This is a genomic window from Catenuloplanes japonicus, assembly GCF_000717135.1.
Classification (GTDB): domain Bacteria; phylum Actinomycetota; class Actinomycetes; order Mycobacteriales; family Micromonosporaceae; genus Catenuloplanes; species Catenuloplanes japonicus.
This window is the reverse complement of sequence record NZ_JNXY01000006.1, coordinates 388,931-410,569: the sequence shown is the minus strand read 5'-3', so window position 1 is coordinate 410,569 and position 21,639 is coordinate 388,931. Positions and strand designations below refer to the sequence as shown.

Annotated in this window: 23 protein-coding genes and 1 tRNA gene; 9 read left to right on the top strand and 15 right to left on the bottom strand. The window is 71.1% G+C overall.

Annotated elements, in window-relative coordinates:
* Position 1: 1 nt before the first annotated feature.
* Both OP04_RS12650 and OP04_RS12645 read left to right on the top strand, forming a co-directional pair.
* Positions 2-2,914: a DEAD/DEAH box helicase gene (locus OP04_RS12650; RefSeq protein WP_198153801.1), complete on the top strand. Its 2,913-nt coding sequence runs from the start codon at positions 2-4 to the stop codon at positions 2,912-2,914.
* On the top strand, positions 2,911-3,996 hold the full coding sequence (locus OP04_RS12645) for a hypothetical protein (RefSeq protein WP_033339729.1): 1,086 nt from the start codon (positions 2,911-2,913) through the stop codon (positions 3,994-3,996). The genes OP04_RS12650 and OP04_RS12645 overlap by 4 nt, the downstream gene beginning before the upstream one ends.
* A 15-nt stretch (positions 3,997-4,011) precedes the next feature.
* On the opposite strand, the gene OP04_RS12640 is transcribed toward OP04_RS12645, so the two are convergent.
* The 4 genes from OP04_RS12640 to OP04_RS12625 form a co-directional block, all read right to left on the bottom strand.
* Positions 4,012-5,319 carry a type II toxin-antitoxin system HipA family toxin gene (locus OP04_RS12640; RefSeq protein WP_033339728.1) on the bottom strand — a complete coding sequence of 436 codons (1,308 nt, stop codon included), beginning with the start codon at positions 5,317-5,319 and terminating at the stop codon, positions 4,012-4,014.
* On the bottom strand, positions 5,312-5,584 hold the full coding sequence (locus tag OP04_RS51645) for a helix-turn-helix domain-containing protein (protein WP_085066422.1): 273 nt from the start codon (positions 5,582-5,584) through the stop codon (positions 5,312-5,314). Before OP04_RS51645 ends, OP04_RS12640 begins: the two co-directional genes overlap by 8 nt.
* Positions 5,585-5,754: 170 nt before the next feature.
* Positions 5,755-5,827: transfer RNA gene (locus OP04_RS12630), tRNA-Ala, on the bottom strand.
* Positions 5,828-5,918: 91 nt separating this feature from the next.
* Positions 5,919-6,473, bottom strand: a complete 555-nt coding sequence (locus OP04_RS12625; protein ID WP_033339726.1) for a YqgE/AlgH family protein — start codon at positions 6,471-6,473, stop codon at positions 5,919-5,921.
* A 140-nt stretch (positions 6,474-6,613) separates the two neighbouring features.
* On the opposite strand from OP04_RS12625, the gene OP04_RS12620 reads away from it, so the two are divergent.
* Positions 6,614-7,450: an S-methyl-5'-thioadenosine phosphorylase gene (locus tag OP04_RS12620; RefSeq protein WP_085066402.1), complete on the top strand. Its 837-nt coding sequence runs from the start codon at positions 6,614-6,616 to the stop codon at positions 7,448-7,450.
* A gap of 318 nt (positions 7,451-7,768) precedes the next feature.
* Positions 7,769-8,302, top strand: a complete 534-nt coding sequence (locus tag OP04_RS12615) for a hypothetical protein (RefSeq protein ID WP_198153800.1) — start codon at positions 7,769-7,771, stop codon at positions 8,300-8,302.
* Here OP04_RS12615 and OP04_RS12610 read toward each other — a convergent pair.
* On the bottom strand, positions 8,299-9,084 hold the full coding sequence (locus tag OP04_RS12610; RefSeq protein ID WP_051797685.1) for a class I SAM-dependent methyltransferase: 786 nt from the start codon (positions 9,082-9,084) through the stop codon (positions 8,299-8,301). The two genes, OP04_RS12615 and OP04_RS12610, sit on opposite strands and share 4 nt — an antisense overlap.
* A gap of 47 nt (positions 9,085-9,131) precedes the next feature.
* On the opposite strand from OP04_RS12610, the gene OP04_RS12605 reads away from it, so the two are divergent.
* Positions 9,132-9,683, top strand: a complete 552-nt coding sequence (locus OP04_RS12605) for a helix-turn-helix domain-containing protein (RefSeq protein ID WP_033339724.1) — start codon at positions 9,132-9,134, stop codon at positions 9,681-9,683.
* A 44-nt stretch (positions 9,684-9,727) separates the two neighbouring features.
* On the opposite strand, the gene OP04_RS12600 is transcribed toward OP04_RS12605, so the two are convergent.
* On the bottom strand, positions 9,728-10,627 hold the full coding sequence (locus OP04_RS12600; RefSeq protein WP_157239735.1) for a hypothetical protein: 900 nt from the start codon (positions 10,625-10,627) through the stop codon (positions 9,728-9,730).
* Positions 10,628-10,672: 45 nt separating this feature from the next.
* Positions 10,673-12,112: an aldehyde dehydrogenase family protein gene (locus tag OP04_RS12595; RefSeq protein WP_033339722.1), complete on the bottom strand. Its 1,440-nt coding sequence runs from the start codon at positions 12,110-12,112 to the stop codon at positions 10,673-10,675.
* Between the two features lie 101 nt (positions 12,113-12,213).
* Between OP04_RS12595 and OP04_RS12590 the strand changes: the two genes are divergently transcribed.
* Complete coding sequence (locus OP04_RS12590) at positions 12,214-13,023, top strand: helix-turn-helix domain-containing protein (protein WP_033339721.1); 810 nt, start codon at positions 12,214-12,216, stop codon at positions 13,021-13,023.
* Here the strand turns inward: OP04_RS12590 and OP04_RS12585 are convergent.
* The 4 genes from OP04_RS12585 to OP04_RS12570 form a co-directional block, all read right to left on the bottom strand.
* Positions 13,020-13,439 (bottom strand): hypothetical protein, encoded by a 420-nt coding sequence (locus OP04_RS12585; protein ID WP_033339909.1) that lies wholly within the window; start codon positions 13,437-13,439, stop codon positions 13,020-13,022. The genes OP04_RS12590 and OP04_RS12585 overlap by 4 nt on opposite strands.
* 74 nt (positions 13,440-13,513) lie before the next feature.
* Positions 13,514-14,059, bottom strand: a complete 546-nt coding sequence (locus OP04_RS12580) for a hypothetical protein (protein WP_085066401.1) — start codon at positions 14,057-14,059, stop codon at positions 13,514-13,516.
* Positions 14,056-14,571: a flavin reductase family protein gene (locus OP04_RS12575; RefSeq protein WP_033339720.1), complete on the bottom strand. Its 516-nt coding sequence runs from the start codon at positions 14,569-14,571 to the stop codon at positions 14,056-14,058. Before OP04_RS12575 ends, OP04_RS12580 begins: the two co-directional genes overlap by 4 nt.
* A 6-nt stretch (positions 14,572-14,577) precedes the next feature.
* Positions 14,578-15,069 carry an NADPH-dependent FMN reductase gene (locus tag OP04_RS12570; protein ID WP_033339719.1) on the bottom strand — a complete coding sequence of 164 codons (492 nt, stop codon included), beginning with the start codon at positions 15,067-15,069 and terminating at the stop codon, positions 14,578-14,580.
* A 414-nt stretch (positions 15,070-15,483) separates the two neighbouring features.
* Between OP04_RS12570 and OP04_RS12565 the strand changes: the two genes are divergently transcribed.
* Complete coding sequence (locus tag OP04_RS12565) at positions 15,484-15,666, top strand: hypothetical protein (RefSeq protein WP_033339718.1); 183 nt, start codon at positions 15,484-15,486, stop codon at positions 15,664-15,666.
* Positions 15,667-15,673: 7 nt separating this feature from the next.
* Here the strand turns inward: OP04_RS12565 and OP04_RS12560 are convergent, their stop codons facing one another.
* On the bottom strand, positions 15,674-16,378 hold the full coding sequence (locus OP04_RS12560) for an SDR family NAD(P)-dependent oxidoreductase (RefSeq protein WP_033339717.1): 705 nt from the start codon (positions 16,376-16,378) through the stop codon (positions 15,674-15,676).
* A 103-nt stretch (positions 16,379-16,481) separates the two neighbouring features.
* Here OP04_RS12560 and OP04_RS12555 point away from each other — a divergent pair, with 103 nt between their 5' ends.
* A complete protein-coding gene (locus OP04_RS12555) occupies positions 16,482-17,318 on the top strand; it encodes a helix-turn-helix transcriptional regulator (RefSeq protein ID WP_033339716.1) in 837 nt (278 codons plus the stop codon).
* On the opposite strand, the gene OP04_RS12550 is transcribed toward OP04_RS12555, so the two are convergent.
* The 3 genes from OP04_RS12550 to OP04_RS12540 all read right to left on the bottom strand — a co-directional run bounded on the left by OP04_RS12550 (position 17,281) and on the right by OP04_RS12540 (position 20,975).
* Positions 17,281-18,408, bottom strand: a complete 1,128-nt coding sequence (locus tag OP04_RS12550; protein ID WP_232323562.1) for an ARPP-2 domain-containing protein — start codon at positions 18,406-18,408, stop codon at positions 17,281-17,283. The two genes, OP04_RS12555 and OP04_RS12550, sit on opposite strands and share 38 nt — an antisense overlap.
* Positions 18,387-19,823: a hypothetical protein gene (locus OP04_RS12545; protein WP_051797678.1), complete on the bottom strand. Its 1,437-nt coding sequence runs from the start codon at positions 19,821-19,823 to the stop codon at positions 18,387-18,389. The genes OP04_RS12550 and OP04_RS12545 overlap by 22 nt, the downstream gene beginning before the upstream one ends.
* A gap of 204 nt (positions 19,824-20,027) precedes the next feature.
* On the bottom strand, positions 20,028-20,975 hold the full coding sequence (locus OP04_RS12540) for an alpha/beta fold hydrolase (RefSeq protein ID WP_033339906.1): 948 nt from the start codon (positions 20,973-20,975) through the stop codon (positions 20,028-20,030).
* A 73-nt stretch (positions 20,976-21,048) separates the two neighbouring features.
* On the opposite strand from OP04_RS12540, the gene OP04_RS12535 reads away from it, so the two are divergent.
* On the top strand, positions 21,049-21,633 hold the full coding sequence (locus OP04_RS12535) for a TetR/AcrR family transcriptional regulator (protein ID WP_232323561.1): 585 nt from the start codon (positions 21,049-21,051) through the stop codon (positions 21,631-21,633).
* The last annotated feature ends 6 nt before the right edge of the window (positions 21,634-21,639 follow it).

Sequence of the window (21,639 nt, the reverse complement as noted above, 5' to 3'; positions counted from 1 at the left end):
GGTGGTGCTCGTCCCGTCTTTGAGCCTTCCCGGCAAGGTCATGCAGCAGCGCCAGCAGGGCCGGCAGATCCCGGCCGAGGCCGAACTGATAGCCGAGATCAACCGGCTCAACACGAACGGCGGCGTGCCCGCGACGATGGACCGGGGACTACGGCTCTACATACGGCGACACGTGGCCGGGTTACAAGAGTCCCGGCAGGGTGACGCCTGGATGCTCCAGTTCATCGCGCCGATGCGGCTCACCGACCACGAACGGCTGGCGCGTGGTGCGGTCCGGTTGTGGGCGCACGGTGGCTGGCACTACGAGCCGATTCTTCGCCACGTCCCGCCTGGAGTCCGGTCGTTCTCCGCGGAGATCGCGCAGGCGTGGCGGGCGATGGCGCCGGTCTCCGCCGCGCCTGAGGCTCCTAGCCACCCGGCGAGCCATGACGCCTTCTGCGACGCGGTCGAGACGGTCATCGACGCCGGTCGCCAGATTCGAGTCGCCGCGCAGGCCGACGCTCCATCCATTCCGTACTACGCCGTCGACTCGGTAGCCGATGCACGCCACGACACCGGTGCGGTGTACGTGTTCCGCCTGGCCAGGCCAGCCAGCCTCACGCCGGGAAGCACGGTCGAGGTGGCAGGGGTGCCGGATCTGCGAGGCCAGGTACGCGAACTCGACGGGGATCGGCTGAAGGTGACCTTCAACAGGAGCGTCCACCGGCCCCGTCTGCCGGATCAGGGTGAGTTGTCCGCCTCCGTCAACCTGGTCATTCCACAGATCCAACGTGACGCGCTCACCGCGATGCGGACGGGTCGCACCGCGAATCCGGCGCTGTTGCCCCTGTTTGCCGAGCCCGCGCGGACCGTCGCCGCAGCAGCCGCCGGCAAACCGGGCACGAGCAGTATCGTCCCGCCGGTCAGCCTCGACCCCGGACAACGGGAAGCGTTCCGACGCGCCGTCGAAGCTCCCGATCTGCTGCTGATCCTCGGCCCGCCCGGGACCGGCAAGTCCAGGACGATCGGCGAGATCACTCGTGCGCTGGTGTCCCGTGGCGAGCGCGTCCTGGTCAGTTCACAGACCCACGTCGCGGTAGACAACGTGCTCGAGCAACTGTCCGGCGACCTTCGAGCGGTACGCGTGGGCGACGAGCAACGTGTGGCGCAATCCGTACGGCACCTCGTCGTGCCCAACCTGGCCGAGTCCGTACGCACTTCCGTTCTCGACCGGACAGCGCCCGGCATGGCGATCCTGCGACCATGGACGGCCGACAAGAGCCGACCGGCGGTTCTCCTCGCTCAGCTCGGAGAGGGTGTCGCCGCCGTGGACCGGGCTGAGGCCGGCCTTCGCGCCACGGTCGACCGGCACGAGTCCGCGATCACCGCCGTGGAGGCAAGCTTTCACGAGCCTCGGCGAGCAGCGCAACACGCGCTCCACGAGGCCCGGAGCAGGCTGGCCGAGGCCGAGACGCGCGCGGCCGCCCTCGCCACCGCGCTCACCCGGGCCGAGGCTCGTCGATCGGGGATTCTGGGCTTCTACCACCGCTGGCATGCCCGCCGGCTCCGCGAGCGAATCGCGGCAACCGCCCATGAAGTACCCGGATCCGAGCGAGTTCACGTGGCGGCGAGAGCGACCGCTGATGCCGTCGAGAGCAATGTGGCCCTGCGTCTGAGGAACGATCCGGCAGTACAGGACGCGAAGAGGGCCGCAATCGCCGCTGATCGCCGGCGGAAGGAGTCGGCCGCGAACGCACACCGGACCGCCGAGGAGCTCAGACCGCTCCTCGCCCCCCATGGTGCGCTGCCCTCGTCGGATGACCTGAGCGCCTTCCACCATGCGGCTGAGCAGCTCGACGCGAGCCTCCGGCGACGAGCGAACCTGCTGGCGCAGTGGCGGGAACGGCTCGGCGAGCCCTCGAAGGACTTCAACCACGAACTCATCCGGTACGCCGATGTGGTCGGCTCCACATGCATCGGGGTCGGGGTCGAACGCAACCTTATCGCCGATCAAACGTTCGATGTCGCGATCATCGACGAGGCGGCACAGATCCCGCTTGCGTCCACACTGGTACCGCTCGTCCGTGCCCGCCGCGCCATCCTGGTCGGCGACCATCATCAGCTGCCACCGGTCGTCGAGGACGACGTGCGTCAGTGGCTGAGTCGACGGCCTCCCACGCTCGGCGACACCGATCCGAGCGTGCTCTCGGACCTGCTGACCACCAGCGCGTTCGAGCGCCTGCACCGGGCGGGACAGGACAGGCTGACCGTCACTCTCACCTGGCAGCGCCGGATGCCGGGCACGGTCGCCGACTTCGTCTCCGCCCGATTCTACGACGGCGCGCTGGTCACCAAGGTCGCCCGGACTCCGCCCGACCCGCTGCTCGGCAGCTGTCTGGCGATCATCGACACCAGCGACCTGCCCGCCCGAGAGCGAGCCGAACGGAGCCGGAAGAACAGTGAGACCTGGCAGGCCGCCGGCCACGACAACCCGGCCGAGGCCAAGCTGATCATCGACCTGGTCGCTCGATACTCCGCTACCCGGCTGTCCTGGGCAGTGATCGTCCCCTACCGCGCCCAAGCCCAGTACCTGCGTGCGCGGCTCGCCGAACTGCTCGGCAACGAGACACTCGTCAACGACAACGTCGGCACCGTGGACGCATTTCAGGGCGGGGAACGCGATGTGGTCATCTTCGGGTTCACCCGCAGCAACCCGGACGGGCGGATCGGGTTTCTGTCCGAACTACGCCGCCTCAATGTGGCGATCACCCGCGCCCGCCACCAGCTGATCCTGGTCGGCGACTTCGCCACTCTCCGTGCCGCCCGTGATCCCGGATTCGCCGACCTCGCGAAGGCGTTGCACGCCCACGCACTTGCGCACGGCGAGATCCACTCGTCGGTTACCCTCCGTACCCGCCTCCGGGACCACTCATGAACACGGCTATCTACCCCGCACGCCGCGCCATCGAACGCGCGGTCGCCACGCCGGGAGCCCGCCCGACCCGGCTGTTCGGCATCCTGGTCCCGGTCTGGCGGATCGAGGTGAGCGTGACCGTCACCGAGACCGAGCCGTATGAGGTGTTCGACCAGTTCGTCACGCGCGGCATTGCCGAGGCCGGTCTGCGTACCCCCAGCGACCTGGCCGGATTCTTCGGCATCGAACCATCGATCGTCGACCGTACCCTTCGCTTCCTGATCTCCCTCGGTCATGTCGAGTGGACCGGAAGCAACCTGAGGCTCACCGCGCTCGGCAACCAGTCCGCCCGCGAGGGCGTGCGCCGCATCGTGCGTGAGGACCGGCGGCACCTGTACTTCGACGGATACACCAGCGGGCCACTCCCCACCGGGCACTACACCGGTGTCACCTACCTACGAGAACCCTCGCTGCGAGGCAAGGACGGCACCGGCTTCCGGCCCGCCGGCCTTACCAACCCGTTCCGCGATGCCGAGATAGGCGCGCTGCTTTCTCGCCCGGACCGCCGTGCTTTCAACATCAGCGATGGCGTGCACGCCGCACGCCCCATCGCCACCGCGCAGGTGTGGCTTCCCACCTATCTCGTCGAGGACGCCGGCGAGATCCGTATGCAGGCGTTCACGATGGCCAGCGAGCGGCGTGATCAGCACATCGAACGGGTCTGCGCCGACTTGGGCGAGGCCTTGCGGGAAGAGGAGGAACGGGAGGACTCGGTCGAGACATGGCAGCACTGGCTGGCGGCACGCGGCTTCGGCGACGTGAAGCCTCGGCGCATGGCCAATGGCGTGCTCCGGGCCACGCTCCCGGCCTCCGCTTTCCCGAAATCGTTCGCGCTCCACCGACTCGGCTCGTTCGAGCCGTACCGCCACTCCTTCATGCAGCTTTGGTGTGACGACCAGGAAACCCGCCGTGAGGCGGCACTCGGCCAGGTCATGAGCCTGACCGGCAAGGCTCAGCTGGAGAATGACGGCCGTCTTGCGGACTTCCTCGAAAGTCTCTCCGCACGGCTCGACATCCCTGTCGCTGATCTCCGCGACGTCTGAGTTCAGCTGTCAGCGTCAGTTACTAGTCAGGGCGCTTCGGCACCGAACCGCGCGGGCGGCAACACGCTCCGTCAGCCTTGCGGGCTGAGCACTTCGGAGCGCCCGCACCTCATCGTTGCGTGCGGCGTCGGCGAAGCAGTCGGGCGTGCGCTCGGCGAGTGAGTCGACCCTCGCCAGGATCTCGTCGGGGTCGAGCCGGTTTGCTTCAGCGAATCGACGCCAGTGCCGGCCGCTGACACGCTCGACCCGATCCTCGCCACCCACCCGCATCGCCATCCGAAGGCGGGGCAGGTACATACCGTCGTACGGAAGCGCGCTGGCTACGTCGTACAGCGGAGCCAGCCGGACCTGCCGGCCTGCGAGCAGGAGCGAGTAGTTCTTCGCGTGCGCGTCGGTACCGGCGATGATCCAGTTGAAGGCGAGCGCGTCAACGAAGCGGGCCACGTGTGCCTCGCCAGTCCGTATCGGTCGGATCTCCCTCCGCAAGAGGTCAATAATCTGCTCGGGAGACGGACCTCCCTCGTTCTGATACTTCATCGTTGGTTGAAAACCAAGAGCCTGACAAACGTCCTCCTGATGCACTCGCCGAATGGGCGCTCCAGGGCTCTGGCTCACACGGTCGTATCGTTCCACGACGATGGCTCGCTCGTGCCCGAACCTGACCACGGAGGAGCGTGCGGCCGGGATCTGTGCGCGACCGGCAGCAGCCAGGCACAGATGCTCAGTGAGGTCGTGCTCGTCCAGTCCGGCGACTGCTGGCTTGAGGATGTGGGTTGTCGGTGTCGCACCCCAGGGCTCGCCCCATCGGCTGGTTTCCGGATCGAAGTAGAGCGCCATCTTGGCTTGGGCCCCGGCAAGGCTGAACTGCCCGCTGTTGTGCACATGCCAGGACGTCGGATCGGCGCGCAATGTACGCAGTCGGTCAGCCATATCGCTCTCGCCGAGCCACTTGACACCGCCCTCACCGTTGAGAACCGCGTCGACTCGTTCCGGCCGAACGAACTGCGCAGCCCCCGCGCAGTCCTCGCCGACGTGGCGGAGCAAGGCAAACGGATTACCAGCCGAGACGTGATAGGTCTGAGCCCATCGTTCAAGCACACGTTCGTTGTCCGGGAGCAGTCCCCAGAGAAAGGGCCGGACCACAGTGTCGGAATGTACGTGCCGAGCCAACGGCATCGACAACGACAGCGGCGTTGCATTCCTCGCCATCTGCCACTGTCTGTTGTACTCCAGCGAGAAGCGCCCGTTTTCCCCTTGGACGATCACACCGACGCGCTCGCCACCCATGAGGACCACCAATTGCGGCTCGGCAGTCTCAGCCATGTTTGCCCCCGTCGTTTCCGAACAGGTCATCGAGGTCGAGCTGGCCGGGCTCAGGCTTGACGGGAAACACGTCCAGGCCGAGCCCGAGCTCATCCAGCGTGCGCAGGACCAGACCGAGTTCTGCGGTCGCTTTTCCCGCCTCAAGGTTGGAAAGCCAGCGAAGGCTCACTCCTGCCGCGACGGCGAGCGCCGCCTGTGTCTGGCCCCGGTCCTGCCTCGCCTGACGAACTACTAAGCCCAGGTCCCGCGCGTTGGCGATTCTCATCGCACCCCTCTCGTGCACGAACGTGCACACCATAGCCGATATGCACGAACGTGCACACCAACAACCATGCGCACGTTCATGCGCACGACTGGTTGAACGGGAGTGACACCGAACCCACAGGACACATAAACGCGAAATGCCCGGACCGAAGTCCGGGCATTTTTTAAGGGTGGAGCTGAGGGGACTCGAACCCCTGACCCCCACACTGCCAGTGTGGTGCGCTACCAGCTGCGCCACAGCCCCTTGCGTTTGTTCTGCTTCGTCCCCGGTTTCACCCGGGCACGGCAGCAATATTACACACCTCCGGCGCCCCCTCGCTGGAGGGGGTCCGACCTCAGTTCAGCGCCGGGTCGGACGGGAAGTGGGCGACGGCGGCCATGATGCCGCCCTGACGTTTGAGGACCATGCCCCACAGATCGTCCGGCCGCGAGACGAACGCGTCGCCCGGCAGCGCGTCGAAGACGAACCACGAGCCGGAGGACACCTCCTCCTCCAGCTGGCCGGGCGACCACCCGGAGTAACCGGCGAACACCCGCAGGCCGGACAGGTTGTCGCCCAGCGACTCCGGATCCGCGGACAGGTCGACGGTGCCGACGCCGCCGGACACCGGATGGAAGCCGGAGGGCCGCTTCGCGGAGGGGCGTGTGCGGGCCAGGCAGATCGCGGACTCGGGCGCGACGGGACCGCCCTCGAAGAGCACTGCCGGATCGCCGGCCAGGCTGCCCCACTTGCCGAGAACCTCGGAGACCGGCACCTCGGTGGCCCGGTTCAGCACCACGCCGAGTGCGCCGCCGGGCTCGTGCGCGACCAGCAGCACGACCGTGCGGTCGAAATTCGGGTCCTTCAGCGATGGAGTCGCGACCAGGATGCGGCCGGTCATCGACTCCATGGAACGACCTCCGATGCGCTGCCCTTCAGGATGCACGCGACCCCCAATCCCCGGCTCCGGGGGCGTCGAAGTCTCCGGACGCAGTCAACGCCATGCCTCGCACGATAGCTTGCGTCCGAGCCTGCCGATAAGGTCTGCACGTGAGTGAGCGCAACGATTACCCGACAGAGCCGGAAGCGCCGCACGCGGATGTGGCGGTGATCGGCGGGTCCGGCCTCTACGCCCTGCTCGACAACGCGAGCGAGCACGTCATCAACACACCCTATGGCCTTCCGTCCGACGCGATCACGATCGCGGAGATCGGTGGCCGGAAGATCGCCTTCCTCCCCCGGCACGGCAAGGATCACCGTTTTCCGCCCCATAAAATCCCATATCGGGCGAACATGTGGGCGCTACGGTCGCTCGGCGTGCGGCAGGTCCTGGCGCCGTGCGCGGTCGGCGGCCTCCGCCCCGAGCTCGGACCTGGCACGTTCGTCGTCCCCGACCAGCTGATCGACCGGACCAGCGGCCGCGTGCAGACGTACTACGACGAGGGCGCGGTCCACCTCGCCTTCGCGGACCCGTACTGCCCTACCGGCCGTGAACTCGTCCTCGCCGAAGCCACGCAGCAGCGGCTGAACCCGGTGAGCGGCGGCACGATGGTCGTCGTCGAGGGCCCGCGTTTCTCGACCCGCGCCGAGTCGCGGTGGTTCACCGCCATCGGTGGCACCGTCGTCAACATGACCGGCCACCCGGAGGCGGTCCTCGCCCGCGAGCTCGAGCTCTGCTACACCTCGATCGCGCTGGTCACGGACCTGGACGCGGGCGTCGAGGCCGGCGAGGGCGTCACCATGGAGGAGGTCTTCCGCGTCTTCCGGGAGAACACCGACCGCCTCCGTGACCTGCTGCTCACGGTCGTCACCCAGCTCCCCGAGAAGCGCACGTGCCCGTGCGCGACCGCGCTCGACGGCATCTCGCTACCGATCCAGCTGCCGTAGAACCCTTCGAAGATCCATATCTGCACCTGGTCACACATCACCTTCCGCGTGCTCCCGCGGGCAACGGTCGTCGCATGAGAGCAGAGCGTTTACTCGGCTCAGGGGTGGGTGGCCGGGGTGGCAGCGGGCTCCCTGCGCGATCCGTGGCCGCAAGATCAAAACCTCGCTTCGGTTCCGGACACGGACCAGTGTCACCGTCCGGAACCGAAGCGCCGGGCCGCGCGGATAATTCGTCGCTCCTGCCGTACCCCCGGGATTAGCGTTCGTGAAATGACCGGCACATTGCTATTCCTCGTGGGCCCGCCAGCGGTGGGAAAAATGACGGTGGGTGAGGAGATCGCGGCCCGGACCGGTCTGCGGCTGTTCCACAACCACCTCGCGATCGAGCCGGTACTGCGGTTCTTCCCGTTCGGCAGCGCGCCGTTCGGCCGACTCGTCGACGGGTTCCGCACCGCCCTCATCGAGGAGGTGGCGGCCAGCGACCTGCCGGGGCTGATCTTCACCTACGTGTGGGCGTTCGACCAGCCCGCCGACGAGCGGGCGGTGCACCGGTTCGCGGCGCCGTTCCGGCAGCGCGGCGGCCGCGTGGTCTTCGTCGAGCTGACCGCGAGCCAGGAGGAGCGGTTGCGGCGCAACGAGGGTGCGTCCCGGCTGGCCGAGAAGGCGTCCAAGCGGGACCTGGCCGCCTCCCGGCAGAACCTGCTGGACCTGGACCGCGACTACCGGCTCAGCTCGGACGGCCGGTTCGACGGCCGTGACGACCACCTCTGCATCGACAACACCCACCTGTCCCCCGCGGAGGTCGCCGACGCCGTGATCGCCCGGTTCGGGCTTCCGGCGGTCCGCGCCTAGCGGCGGGCGAGCAGCACCGTGCGCTCGGTGCGGACGGTCAGGTCGTTGCGGCCGGGCAGGCCGGCGAGGACTTGCTCCAGTGCGGCGAGGTCGGACGGGGACAGGCGGTCGCCCAGGCCGTGACGCATGCGGTGCAGCAGGGCAGCGGCGTAGCGGGTGGTGGCCTCGGGCAGGGGCGGGCGCAGGTCGATGTCGAAGTGCCGCTCGGTCACCTCGGTGAAGCCGGCCTGCGTGGCGCGGGCCGCCCAGTTCTCGTGCATGTGCAGGCCGGCGTCGTGGCGGCCCTTCGCGGCCACGGCGTGCCAGTGGGCCTCGGCTTCCTCGTCCGCGGTGCCGGTCAGGAAGCGGGGGAACCCTTCCAGCTCCGCGATGACCAGCAGGCCGCCAGGGCGCAGCGCCTGGAACGCGGCGGTGAGCGCGGCCGCGGGGTCGGCCATGTGGTGCAGGGAGGCGGCGGCCCAGATCACGTCGAGCGGGCCGAGGTCGGGCCAGGGGCGGTCCAGGTCGGCCTCGACCGTGCGGATCCGGTCGCCCAGACCTGCCGCGTCGGCGCGGGCGCGCAGGTGGGCCAGCATCTCCGGCGAGACGTCGACCGCGGTGATGCGCGAGCCGGGCAGCTCGCGGGCGAGCGAGAGCGAGCCGCTGCCGCTGCCGGCGCCGAGGTCGGCGATGTGCGGCCGGTCCGCGGCCTCGCGGCCGACCCAGGTGATGAGCTCGTGGTGGTACGCGTGCAGGACCTCGACATCCAGGTCCAGCACCTCGATCAGGTGGTCATGTGCCATGCCTCGACGGTAGCCACGAATTGCCCTTCCGGCATAGCATCTTGCGTATGAAGCAAGACAAGGATCTGGAGGACGTGGTCCGGCAGCGCATCCGCGGCCTGCGCACCGCGCGCGGCTGGTCGCTGGACGAGCTGGCCACCCGCTGCCTGCTCAGCCCGTCCACGCTCAGCCGGATCGAGACCGGCCACCGGCGGATCGCGCTGGACCAGATGACCGCGATCGCCCGCGCGCTCGGCACCACGCTGGACGCGCTGGTCGAGTCCGGCACCGACGACGACGTGGTGATCCGCCCGCACCGCAACGAGGAGCGCGGCATCACCACCTGGCTGCTGTCCCGGGACAGCGGGCAGACCGTCAGCAAGATGCGGATCACGCGCGGGGCTCCGGACGAGCCGCGCGTGCACCCGGGGCGGGACTGGTTCACCGTGCTCTCCGGCACGATCGAGCTGCGCCTCGGCGAGCGCACGATCCTGGTCGGGACCGGTGAGGCCGCCGAGTTCTCCACGATGGTGCCGCACGCGTTCGGCGCGCACGGTGGCCCGGCCGAGATCCTCTGCATCCTCGACCACGAGGGCGAGCGCAGCCACCTGAAGCACTAGCCGGGCGTCATCGACCTGAATGGCGCCCGGCCGGGCAACGGGGGTCAGGGCTGCAGGATGACGGCCTGGCCGGTCTGGGCGTCGAGGACGGTGCGGGCGCCGGCCGGGGCCGCCAGCGTGACCGACACCGGCGCGAGCACCAGCTGTTCCGTGCACATCTCGGCGGACGACGTCGCGCTGCCGCCGAGCACGATCAGCGCCTCCGTCTCGTACACCAGTGGCGTGATCTGCTCGTCGCAGGCGCCGACGCCGAGCCGGAAGTCGACCGTGGTCCCGTCGACCCGGGCCAGCGACTGCGCGCCCTTGAGCGTGGCGGCGAGCTCCCGGTCCGGCGGCGCCAGGGACGGCGAGGGCGCCTCCGTGATCGCGGACGGCGCGACCGCGACGCGCGCGATCGGGGCGGTCAGCCCGCGCACCGTGAACAGCCAGGCCGGCACGGTCGCGTCGCCGCGGCCGGTGCGCAGCGGCACCGTTCCCGGCGTCGCGCCGGTCACCGGCAGTCTCGTGCAGGCGCCCCCGGCGCCGCTGACCGGCGAGTCGGGCCCGCCACCGGCGGACGGTTTGCCCTGCGCGGGCTCGCACGGCGGCGGGTCCCCCTGGTCGATCAGCGCGTACGCCTCCGCGGCGCCGATCAGCGGCAGCTTCTCCGACCCGTCCGCGAACACCACCTCACCGGACGGCGGCTCCGCCGGCAGCTGACCGTCGAGCGTGAACCAGCCGGCGTCCACCGCGGTCCGCTGCTCGTCGCTGAGCCCGGACGGCACCACCAGCAGAGCCTGCAACGGTACGAACCCGCCCGCCCCCGGCCAGGCCGCCGCGACGGCTTCGGCACGCGCGGTGAACGCGTCGGACGAGGGCGGGAGGCTGGTCGAGGAGGACGGTGACTCACCCGGCGCGGCACACCCGGCGGCCGTCAGAACGAGGGCGATTCCCAGAAACGGCAAACGACGCATAACGCGTTGGACGAGCGGGCCGCACCCGCGGTTCCGTCACACGGCGATGCCGATGCCCTTCACCTCCAGGTACTCCTCGAAGCCCCACTCGCCGGTCTCCCGCCCGAGCCCGGACTGCTTGTAACCGCCGAGCGGCGCGCTGCCGAAGAACGGCGCGCCGTTGACCGAGATCGTGCCGGTCCGCACGCGCCGCGCGATCCCGAGCGCCCGCTCCCGGTCCGCGCCCCACACCGCGCCGCTGAGCCCGTAGATGCTGTTGTTCGCGATGCGCACGGCATCGTCGTCGTCCTCGTAGGGGATCACGCAGAGCACCGGGCCGAAGATCTCCTGCTGGGCGATCGCGGAGTCCGGGTCCACGTCCGCGAGCAGCGTCTGCTGGAGGAAGAACCCGCGTTCCACGCCGGCGGCGCCGCCACCGGTCACCACCCGCGCGCCCTCCTCACGGGCCGTGGCGATCAGCCCGAGGATGCGGTCCCGGTGCGCGGCCGACACCTGCGGGCCCTGCACGGTGGCCGGGTCCGCCGGGTCGCCCGGCACCACGTCGCGCATCAGCGCGGCCGCGAGCGCGACGCCCTCCTCGTACCGGGAGCGGGGCAGCAGCAGCCGTCCGAGGAAGCCGCACATCTGCCCCGCGGTCGCGCACGACATGCCGACCGAGGTGGCGACCGCGGCGTGCAGGTCTCCGTCGTCGAGCACGATGTTCGCGGACTTGCCGCCCAGCTCCAGCACCAGCTTCTTCACCGTGCCGGCCGCCTGCGCCATCACCTGCCGCCCGACCGCGGTGGATCCGGTGAACGTGACCATGTCCACCCGCGCGTCCGTGGTCAGCCGCACCGCGATCGCGGGATCGCCGGACGTCACCACGTTCACCACGCCGGCCGGGATGTCGGTCCGCTCCGCGATCAGCCGGCCGAGGAACGTCGAGCCCCACGGCGTCTCCGGGGCCGGGCGGACCACGACCGTGTTGCCGGCCGCGAGCGCGGGCAGCACCTTCTCCACCCACAGGAAGAAGCCGCAGTTCCAGGTCAGCACGGCCGCGACCACGCCGACGGCCTCGCGCTGCAGGATGCCGGCGCCGTGCGGCAGCGGCCGTTCGTAGTCGTAGGACTCCGCGAGCGCGGCCAGCTGTGCGAGCCGCGGCACGCTCGCGTCGATGGTCAGCGCGGTCGTGGTGAGCGGCGCGCCCAGCTCCGCGACGTCGATGCGCCGCAGCTCCTCCACCGAGTCCCGGATCGCGTCGCCGAGCTGTTCCAGGCACCGGCGGCGGAATGCGTGGTCCACCGCCCAGTCCGTGTGATCGAACGCGCGCCGGGCTGCCGCGATCGCGGCCTCCAGATCCTCCGCGCCGGCGTCCGCGGCGTGGCCGAGCACCTGTTCCGTGGTGGGGCTGACGTTCGCGAAGCGCGCGCCGGAGACGGCGCCCACCAGCTTCCCGTCGATCAGCATCCGGTCCTCGCCCTGCACAGTGGTTGTCATGCGCCGATCCTCACGGCCGCGGCGCGCGGGTGGCAGTGACCGCCGCTCCAGGTAGAAAAAGGGCCACCCCACCGCGCGGGCCCGCGGCCTACCGTGGACCCGTGGACAACGCGCTCGGTGACTTCCTGCGCGCCCGGCGGGAGCTGATCACGCCCGCCGAGGCGGGCCTCGCGCCGGGCCACGGGATGCGGAGGGTGCCGGGCCTGCGCCGCGAGGAGGTGGCGATGCTGGCCGGCATCAGCATCGACTACTACCTGCGGCTGGAGCGCGGGCGGGACCGCAGCCCGTCCGCCCGCGTGGTCGAGGCGCTCGCGCACGTGCTCCGGCTGGACGCGGAGAGCACCGGCTACCTCCTGACGCTGGCCGGGCGCGCCGCACCCGCGGAGATCCCGGCGGACACGCGGATGCCGCGCAACCTCGGCCTGTTCGTGCGGACCGTCAACGTGCCGTGCATCGTCTTCAACAAGTACTGCGACGTGCTGGCCGCGAACGCACTGGCCACTGCGCTGGTGCCGTTCCTGTCCCCGGGTGCGAACCTGTTGCGCGGCATCTTCGTCGGCGCGCAGGACCGCGTGCGGCTCCCGGACGCGGAACAGCTGGCCACCGGCGCGGTCGCCCACCTGCGCGCGCAGTGCGGCGCGGACACGGACGACCCGCGGCTGCACGCGCTGGTCGGCGAGCTGTCGCTCAAGAGCGCCCGGTTCCGGCAGCTGTGGGAGCGGCACGAGGTGATGAAGGGCCGCAGCAGCACGCTGGTGATCCGGCACCCGCACGTCGGCGACGTGGAGCTGATGGCGGAGAAGTTCACGGTCGGTGGCGTGCCGGGGCTGGAGGCGATGCTGCTGCACGCGGAGCCCGGCTCCCGGTCCGCCGAGGCGCTGACCGCGCTGACCGTCCGCACCGGACGCTAGTCGGAACCGCCGATGTCCGTCTGGTACGCCTCCAGCAGCAGGTCGGCGCCGCGCTGACGGTGCTGGAACAGCTGGCGGACCAGCAGCCGCGCCCACACCCGGATCTCCTCCGCGACCGGGTCGTCGCCCTCCACCTGCTCCTGCAACGTGCGCAGCCCGTCCAGGACGGCCGCGTGCTCACGCACCAGACCGTCCACGTTGTACGCCAGCCGGGGCGCGCTGTCGACCACGGCGGCGTAGTGCCCGTACGGGCCCTCGGTGTCGCGCATGTGCTCGTCGAACGCGGTCCGCAGCCCGCGCAGCCGCACCGCGACCCGTTCCCGCCAGGCCGGGTCGTCGTGCACCGGCGCGGCGACCGCACGCTCCAGCTCACGGGTGTCGTGCAACAGCGGTTGAGCCGGTCCGGAAGTCACCATCGCCCGCACCCCCTGGTCGGTCACGCACATCCCATGCCTCGATGGTGCGCGCGGCGGCGACGGGCTGTCCAGGATCATCGGCCGGATGGGAGCGTTACCGGCTTCTGCCTGGTCACACGCACCTCATGCGCCTCCAGGGCCACAGTGGCACGCGGGTCGGAGCTGTGCAGCACGACGTCGTCGAGCCCGAGCTCGCGCAGGATCGCGGCGGGGACCTCGTACCCCCGTGGCGTTTGTGAGCATGCCGACGGACCGCCGGAGGTGTCCTGGCGGGCGTAGTGGGTGAGCCGGTCCAGCAGCGTGCCGGGCGCGGCGCGGAGGTAGAGGAGCACGCCGCCGGCCGCGGAGGTGGCGGACAGGCCGTGCGCGAGCAGCGCGGCGCAGTCACAGCGGGTGGAGCGCAACGTGTCCGCGACCGGGCATTCGACCTGGACACGCACGTGCGCGCCGGCCGCGGGCGGGCGCCCGCTGACGAACGCCAGCGGCTCCTGCCCGGTGACCGGGTCGCGGTAGGCGATGAGCTGGAACTCGCCGTGCGGCGTCGGCAACCGCGTGGTGGCCGCACGTTCAAGAGCGGAGACCGCGACGGTACGCAAGCAGGCCGCCGGCACGCGTCTCATGCGGCGTCCCGGAGGCGGGGCTCGGCGAGCTGACGGAACCGGCTGGCGTGGAAGACCAGCGGGGCGACGTCCGGGTCCGCGCTGAGCGTGCGCACGCGCAGCAGCACGATGTCGTGGTCGCCGGCCGGCACGTGCCGCTCGACGGTGCAGTCGAGCCAGGCGGTGGCGCCGCCGAGGAAGACGGCCCCGTCCCGCGCGGCCTCCCAGGTGACGCCCGCGAACCGGTCGCCGGTCCGGGACGCGATCTGCCGGGCGAGCACGTCGTGCCCCTCGCCGAGCACGCTCACGCCGACCCGGTCGAGATCGCGCAGCTTGGGCCAGGTGGTGGACGTGTGCTGGACGCAGACGGAGACGAGCGGCGGGTCCATCGACACGGAGGTGAACGAGCTGGCGGCGAGCCCGACCGGCACCCCGTCGACGAGCGCGCAGACGGCCGTGACGCCGCTGGGAAAGCAGCCGTAGGCCTGGCGCAGCGCGCCCGGATCGTCGGCGACGGGACGAAGCTCGACCATGGCTTGTCACTCTCCCTTGGATATCGGAAGCAGGGGTCGGACCCGGTCCGCATACGCGGCCAGCTGCGGGTCCTCGGCGTAGGTCTTGTCGATGAGGTAGAGCCCGCGGGCCGGCGTGATCGCGCCCAGCTCGACCAGGACCGGCTTGAGCAGCAGCTCCGGGGCGAGCGCGTGGCCGGGCCCGGCACCGAGCATGAGCGGCAGCGCGTAGACGCCGGCCAGCCCGTCCGTGGGGATCTGGTCGAGGAAGAGTTTGAGCAGGCCGGTGTAGGTGGCCTTGAACGTGGGACTGGCCACGATGACCACATCGGACTTCGCCACGGCGGCGACGGCCTCGGCCACGACCGGGTCGCCCCAGCCGAGCAGACCGGGGCCGAGGTCGACGACGTCGATCACCAGATCCGGCGCGGTGCCGGTGAGCGTCTCGGCGAGCAGGATGCCGGCGGCGAGGGTGCGGGACTTCGGCTTCGGGTTACCCGCCACGACAGCAACGCTCACCGAGATCCTCCAATTAAATCCTTGTTACCCGATGGGTATTGGAGCCTATTCTGCCTGATCGCGATCCCGAGCGTAAGTGGCCCGGCTCACGTACCCCTGTCCGGACGCCGCAGATCGGCCAGGGAGACGTCGTGCGACGCGAACAGGTGACCGCGCTCCAGATTGTCACCTCCGGGTTACTCACCGCACTGCTCACCATCGCCATCAACGTCGCCACCGGAGGAGAGCTTCCCGCTCCGTTCGACGCATACGCCTGGCTCGCGTGGCCGATCGTAGGGCTGCTCGCGGCCGCGCTCACCGGACTGTCCAGGGCCCGCGCGCTGCGCTGGGTGGCGAACTCGCACCGCAACATCGGCACGCTCGCCGCATCCCTCACGGCCGCCACCGAGGCCGCCGGAGCGGGAGTTCCGGCAGATGAAGCGGCTGCTCGGCGGCATCGGGCACCAGACCGGCGTCGCCGCCGCCCACCGGAACCTCGGCGTCATCGCCCACCGACGGCGGCGGCACCGGCGGGCGCTGGCCGAGCTCGACACCGCGCTGGAGATTTTCGACCGGCTCGGCGACACCGACCGGGCGGCCGTCCTGGCGGACGGTTAGCAGCTTCCTACCAGGGCACCTCGCCGCTGTCGCCGACGAACCGGCCGGAGTCGCCGGCCCCGAGCGCCGCACCGGCCACCACCGCCGCCCCCTCGTCCGCGCTCCGCGGGCCGGTGTGCCGATTCAGGTCGGTGGCGCAGTGGCCCGGATCGACCGAGAGCACCGTGATCGCGGTGTCCCGCAGGTCGGCGGCGTACGCGACGGTCAGGCCGTTCAGCGCGGCCTTCGACGAGCTGTACGACATGATCGGGATCTGGCTGTCCGGCGCCGCCCGCAGCGTCAGCGAGCCGATCGCGCTGGAGACGTTCACGATCCGCCCGGCCGGCCCGCGCCGCAGCAGCGGCAGCAGCGCGTTGGTCACGGTGACCACGCCGAACACGTTCACCTCGTACGCCGCGCGCAGATCCCCGGCCGACAGGTCCGCCGGCCGGCCCCAGCCGGTGAGCACGCCCGCGTTGTTGACCAGGATGTCCAGCCGCCCGTGCGCATCCTCGATCCACCGTGCCGCGGCCGCGACCGAGTCCAGGTCCGTGACGTCCAGCCGCAACGGCGTCACCGGAAGGCCGGCCAGCCGGGCGGCCGCCTCCGTCCCCCGATCCGCGTCCCGCGCGCCGAGCAGCACGGTCACCCCGGCCTCGGCCAGCCGGCGGGCCGTCTCGAAACCGATCCCCTTGTTCGCGCCGGTCACCAGCGCGATCCTCGTGTCAGCCATGCCCTCAGCCTGTGGGCGTACGGACGGCCGGTGAAGAGGCCGGTCGCAGCCCCGGACCGGCCGATCCCTGGATGCGCGCGCCCGGGACCGGCACGATGGCCGGATGGACCGACGCACGCTCGCCGACTTCCTGCGCGCCCGGCGCGAGCACGTCCGGCCCGCCGACGCCGGGCTTCCCGCCGGATCGCGGCGGCGGACACCGGGGCTGCGCCGGGAGGAGGTCGCACAGCTCGCCGGCATCTCGGTCGACTACTACACGCGGCTGGAGCAGGCACGCGGGCCGCAGCCGTCCCGCTCGGTGCTGGCCGCGCTGGCCCGCGCGCTGCGGTTGAGCGGCAGCGAGCGCGCGCACCTCTTCCAGCTGGTGGGCGACCGGGAACACGTGCCGGCCGGGCCCTGCCGGGACGTACCCGCCGGAATTCTGCATCTGATCGAGAGACTCGACGACACGCCGGCGTTCGTCATCGACGCGATCCACCAGCTGCTGGCCTGGAACCGGAGCGCGGTCGCGCTGCTCTGCGACCCCCTGATCTGGGCGGAAGCCGATCGGAACCTGATCTGGCAGCTGTTCGCCGGCCCGCACACCGACTTCGCCGACCCGCAGATCGACCAGCACGCGCGGCACTGCCTGGCCGACCTGCGCCGGGCCGCGGCCCGCTATCCGGGCAGTCCCGAGGTCACCGGCCTGGTCGACCGGCTGCGCGGCACGCCCGGATTCGGACCGCGATGGGCCGACTATCCGGTGGATCCGCCGCGCGTCACCTCGGCCAAGCGGATCCCGCACCCGGTCGTCGGCGATCTGGAACTCGACTGCCAGACGCTGGAGATCACCGAGGCGGACCAGCGCCTGATCCTCTATACCGCGGCGCCGGGCAGCGAGTCCCAGCGCCGGTTGCGGCTCCTCACCGCCGACGCGCGGCCGCCCGGCACGCGTCGATGATCTCCGGGCGCAGCAGGTGGCCGAAACCGGCCCGGTCCAGGCGCATCACCAGGCCCTGGCGGTCGGTGCCGAGCGCAGCCGCGGTCTCGTCCAGCCGCCAGTCGTACGCGGCCAGCGTGGACAGCAGGTGACCGCGGCGGGTCTGGGCGGCCGAGAGGCGGAACGTCTTGAGGTACGCCAGCCGGCCCTCGTCGTCCGTGATCGTCTCGCCGAGGTGGTTCTCCACGTCCGGGTCGAACGACGGCAGCGACCGGGACAGCGTGAACCGGCCCATCGTGTAGACCGGCGTGGCCCGGTGCTCCCGCAGCCCGCCCGCCATCAGCGTGTGGAACGACGTCCACTCCGCGCGCGACCGGCCGATCTCCCGGCGCAGCCCGGCCAGGTCCGTGATGCGGGCGTCGTCCAGCCGCGCGGTGAAGTCCGCGACCGCGGGATACATCAGCGCGTACTGGTAGATCAGCTCGCCGTAGAAGTCGCTCAGCAGCGTGCGGTGCAGCGCACGGTAGTCGTCCGGGTGCGGCACCACGAACGCGGCCGCGAGCGCGTCCGCCACGTAGAGCACCATCCCGCACTGGTCCGGGTGGATCTCGAAGATGCGCAGCGCGTCGTCGAGGCCGTCGATCGCGCCGCCGTTGTACGCGGCCTCGGCGCGCGGCGACAGCCCCTGCGTGACCGCGCGGTGCGTCCACTCCTCCCAGGCGATCGGCGGGCCGGCGAACTCCAGCGCCAGGAAACCCTCGACGGCCAGGTGCAGCGGCAGGAAGCGCAGCCGGCGCCGGTCCTCGCGGCGGGCCGGCCGGCGCCGGAACGTCAGCGGGATGCCGCGCGGCGACGCCTCCGGGTCGACCAGCTGCGTGCCGAACGCGGCGGCGGGCAGCCCGTCCTCGCCCCAGCTCGCGACGAACGAGTGCGGCACGTAGGACACGTAGGCGCGGCGCGGGCCGGTGCTGACCACGGAGATCTGCTCGTCCGGGTGCAGACGGGCGTGCAGGCGCAGGCCGGTGACCGGCTCGTCGCGCATCAGCGGGACCAGCCGGACCGCGCCCCAGACCTGTGCCGGGCCGGCGATCAGATCGGCGAGGGCGTCCACCACTTCTCCTTCCCGGTCCGCAGGAACTTCTGGACCCGCTCGTTCAGGTAATGGTTCAGCTCGCCGTCGGCCTCGCCGGCCGCGTACTCGGCCAGCCAGAACAGTTCCGGCGCCGACTCCGCGTCGCGGATGCCGATGCTCGGCACGTGCGGCGACAGGTGCCGGACGTCGAACGTGTCCGCCTCGTACACCGGGTTGAAGTGCACCACGGACGTGTCCGACGACCGGCGCAGCCGCCGGTGCCAGACGCGCAGCACCTCGGCCGCGAGACCGGGCGGCGCGTTGTCCCACCCGTCCGAGACCACGACCACGTGCGCCGGGCGCAGCTCCAGCGCGTCGACCAGCCGCTCACCCAGCCCGGTCGCGCCGATCGGGTGCACCAGCAGCGGGTCCCCTCGGTGGTGCAGCCACAGGCCGGTGTAGTTGCGGGACAGCGCCTCCAGCATGAAGTGCACGGCCAGCGCGACCGCGAGCGGACGGCGGCGCTTCACTCCGGAGCCGTACGCGGAGTAGCTGTCGTCCAGCACCGCGACCATCGGGTCCCAGGCGCCCGCCCACCGGCCCGCGGCCCGCTCGGCCGCGTCCCGCAGCGCGCCGGTCAGCTCGTCCCGGCGCCGGGCACGCTCGTCCCGGGGCAGCGACAGCACGTAGATCGCCAGCCGGGTCAGCGGCACCCGGCCGAGGTCCATGCTCAGCGCTCCGGTCTGGTGGTTACGCTCCGCGGTCTCCTGCAGGCGCAGGCGCTCGCCGCCGGTCAGGTTCGGCGCGATCTGCTTCAGGAACCGGGCGCGCGTGATCCCGTGCCGGGCGGCCAGCCCCTCCGCCGCGGTGTAGGGCAGGTCGTAGAGCGCGCGCTGCTCGTAGTGGGCCCGGCGCCACGACTCCAGGATCGGCGTCTCGTAGCGCTTCGGGCGGCGCCAGTCGAACAGCGCGGTGCCGACCTCGTCCGGCAGCGCCAGGTGCGCGTGCCGGGCCGCGACGGACAGCCCACGGCGGTACTTGACCGCGTCGAACGCGGGATCGGGCCGGGCCTTCACCCAATCGCGGATGATCGCCCGGGTACGCCGGTTGTTGACCTTCAGCCGGCGCAGTCGGCGGATCATCGCGTACACCCGCTGGGGTGGCAGGGTGCCGAGCCGCGCGGCGATCAGCCGGCCCTCCCGCTCACGCTGCTCCGGCCCGGCCTCGGACGCGGTGCGCAGCAGATTCGTCACGATCATGACGGCGTTCAGGTGGTTGATCTCCAGCGCCAGCGTGGACGCGTAAAGATCCCGGTAGTTCCCCATCACATATTCGTGCAGGAACTCCAGCGACATCCGCTGCTCCGCGGCCCCGCTCCGGAACTCGCGCTGCCCGGTCGACGCGATCGCCGCGTTCATGAACATGACCAGGTCCTCGCGGGCCACCCGCTCCATCGTCTCCCCCAGGTCTCCAAGGCGCCGGCCGGGGAATGAGGGAACGAACTGCGAAGCATCGCTTCAGAGGCGGGTTCCGGAAGTCGCGCCGAAGTCCCGCGACCGGCCCGCCCACCCTAACCATCCCTGCCTCCGCGGGCGACGCGTTATCCGTCGGCCCACAAAGACGGGTGGAGGGTCGGTCACCCTGACACCTGGCGTGGCTCAGCTCAGGAAGGTCGCGATGTCCGCTGCGATCTCGTCCGGGTGTTCGCCGTTGATCGCGTGGGAGGCGTCCGGGTAGGTCTTCACGGTGGCGTGCGGCAGCAGGGCCTGTGCCTTCGCCGCCACCTCGGCCGCGTCGTGCATGCGGGACTTGCCGGCCACCAGCAGCAGCACCGGGGCGGTGACGGCGCGCAACCGGTCGTCGGCCGGGCGGGTCGGCGCGGACAGCTTGACCACGTACGACTGCAGGCCGGCCTCGATCATCCGGGCGACCGGGACGTCCTTGACCGGCGCGTCGTTCGCGGTCCAGCTGGCGAAGTCGTCGCGCCAGGAGCGTGGCGCCCACGTGACCGCGACCGGGATGGACCGCCAGATCACGCCCGCGGACAGGTCGCCGAAGATCAGGATCGGGTCGAGCAGGATCACGCCGGCGATCTTCTCCGGCCGGTGCACGGCAAGGTTCATCGCGTTCCAGCCGCCGAACGACAGCCCGAACAGGTAGACCTCCGGCTCCGGCAGCGCCTGCACCACCTCGTGCAGCCACTGCGCGTGGTCCGCGGGCGTGGCGATCGGGCGTTGCTGGATGCTCAGGCCGGGCTCGCCGAGCAGGTCGACGGTGTAGACGCTGCACAGCCGCAGCAGCGACGGCATGTTGTCGGCCCAGACCGGTGACGCGGACGCGCGGCCGGGCAGGAGCAGCAGCGGCGGGCCGGGACCGCCGCTGAAGTGGTAGACGCGGACCACGCCGTACCCGGTGCGGATGTCGATCGTCCGGTCCGGCACCGGCATGTCCGCCATCGCCTCCTGATAGGCCCCGGCGAAGCGGTCGGCCGCCTCGCCGGACGTGAAGTAGCCGACCGGAGCGGGATCACGCAGCACATACGCCACCGTGGCGGCCAGCACCGCGATCACCACTCCGCCGCTGATGAGCACCTTCTTCCTATTCATGACCACCAGTATACTAACCACGCGGTAGAAAATTCTACCGATCGGTCAGAAGCCGCCACGGTACGGTGTGCGAGTGCCGATCAGACAACCCACGCTCACCGAGCAGGCCCGGCGCACCCAGCTCATCGGCGTCACCATCTCGCTGGTGGCCCGGCACGGCTACCCCGGCACCTCGCTCGCCCGGATCGCCGAGGCGGCGGGCATCTCGAAGGCCGCGGTGCTCTACCACTTCCCGAGCAAGGACGCGGTCGTCCGGGCCGCCTACGCCTCGGTGCTGGACGGTGTGGTCGCGCGCGTCGGCGCCGCGGTCGAGCCGCTGGCCGGGGCCGCGGCGCTGGAGGCCTACATCCGGTCGCTGGTCGCGTACCTGCGCGAGAACCCGGACCACACCCGCATGATCATCGAGGGGCTGACCGCGGACGCGGACGTCACCGACACGCCGCACTCCCCCGGCCGGACAGAGAGCGTCGCCGCGCTGGTCGCCGCGGCCAGGGACGCCGGCGACTACCGTTCCGACGTGGACCCGCAGGTCACCGCCGTGATCATCAACGGCGCGCTGGACGCGATCGTGACCGTGAGCCTGACCGATCCCGCGTTCGACACCGCGCGCGCGGCCGACGAGCTGATCACCATGCTCGGCCGGGCGTGGGGACGCTGAAGCGGC

Excerpts from the sequence above, each read along its gene's own strand:
- OP04_RS12645 (WP_033339729.1), top strand. The coding sequence starts at position 2,911 with ATGAACACGGCTATCTACCCCGCACGCCGCGCCATCGAACGCGCGGTC.
- OP04_RS12640 (WP_033339728.1), bottom strand. The coding sequence starts at position 5,319 with ATGGCTGAGACTGCCGAGCCGCAATTGGTGGTCCTCATGGGTGGCGAG.
- OP04_RS51645 (WP_085066422.1), bottom strand. The coding sequence starts at position 5,584 with ATGAGAATCGCCAACGCGCGGGACCTGGGCTTAGTAGTTCGTCAGGCG.
- OP04_RS12625 (WP_033339726.1), bottom strand. The coding sequence starts at position 6,473 with ATGGAGTCGATGACCGGCCGCATCCTGGTCGCGACTCCATCGCTGAAG.
- OP04_RS12615 (WP_198153800.1), top strand. The coding sequence starts at position 7,769 with ATGACGGTGGGTGAGGAGATCGCGGCCCGGACCGGTCTGCGGCTGTTC.
- OP04_RS12610 (WP_051797685.1), bottom strand. The coding sequence starts at position 9,084 with ATGGCACATGACCACCTGATCGAGGTGCTGGACCTGGATGTCGAGGTC.
- OP04_RS12605 (WP_033339724.1), top strand. The coding sequence starts at position 9,132 with ATGAAGCAAGACAAGGATCTGGAGGACGTGGTCCGGCAGCGCATCCGC.
- OP04_RS12595 (WP_033339722.1), bottom strand. The coding sequence starts at position 12,112 with ATGACAACCACTGTGCAGGGCGAGGACCGGATGCTGATCGACGGGAAG.
- OP04_RS12585 (WP_033339909.1), bottom strand. The coding sequence starts at position 13,439 with ATGGTGACTTCCGGACCGGCTCAACCGCTGTTGCACGACACCCGTGAG.
- OP04_RS12580 (WP_085066401.1), bottom strand. The coding sequence starts at position 14,059 with ATGAGACGCGTGCCGGCGGCCTGCTTGCGTACCGTCGCGGTCTCCGCT.
- OP04_RS12575 (WP_033339720.1), bottom strand. The coding sequence starts at position 14,571 with ATGGTCGAGCTTCGTCCCGTCGCCGACGATCCGGGCGCGCTGCGCCAG.
- OP04_RS12565 (WP_033339718.1), top strand. The coding sequence starts at position 15,484 with ATGAAGCGGCTGCTCGGCGGCATCGGGCACCAGACCGGCGTCGCCGCC.
- OP04_RS12560 (WP_033339717.1), bottom strand. The coding sequence starts at position 16,378 with ATGGCTGACACGAGGATCGCGCTGGTGACCGGCGCGAACAAGGGGATC.
- OP04_RS12555 (WP_033339716.1), top strand. The coding sequence starts at position 16,482 with ATGGACCGACGCACGCTCGCCGACTTCCTGCGCGCCCGGCGCGAGCAC.
- OP04_RS12545 (WP_051797678.1), bottom strand. The coding sequence starts at position 19,823 with ATGGAGCGGGTGGCCCGCGAGGACCTGGTCATGTTCATGAACGCGGCG.
- OP04_RS12540 (WP_033339906.1), bottom strand. The coding sequence starts at position 20,975 with ATGAATAGGAAGAAGGTGCTCATCAGCGGCGGAGTGGTGATCGCGGTG.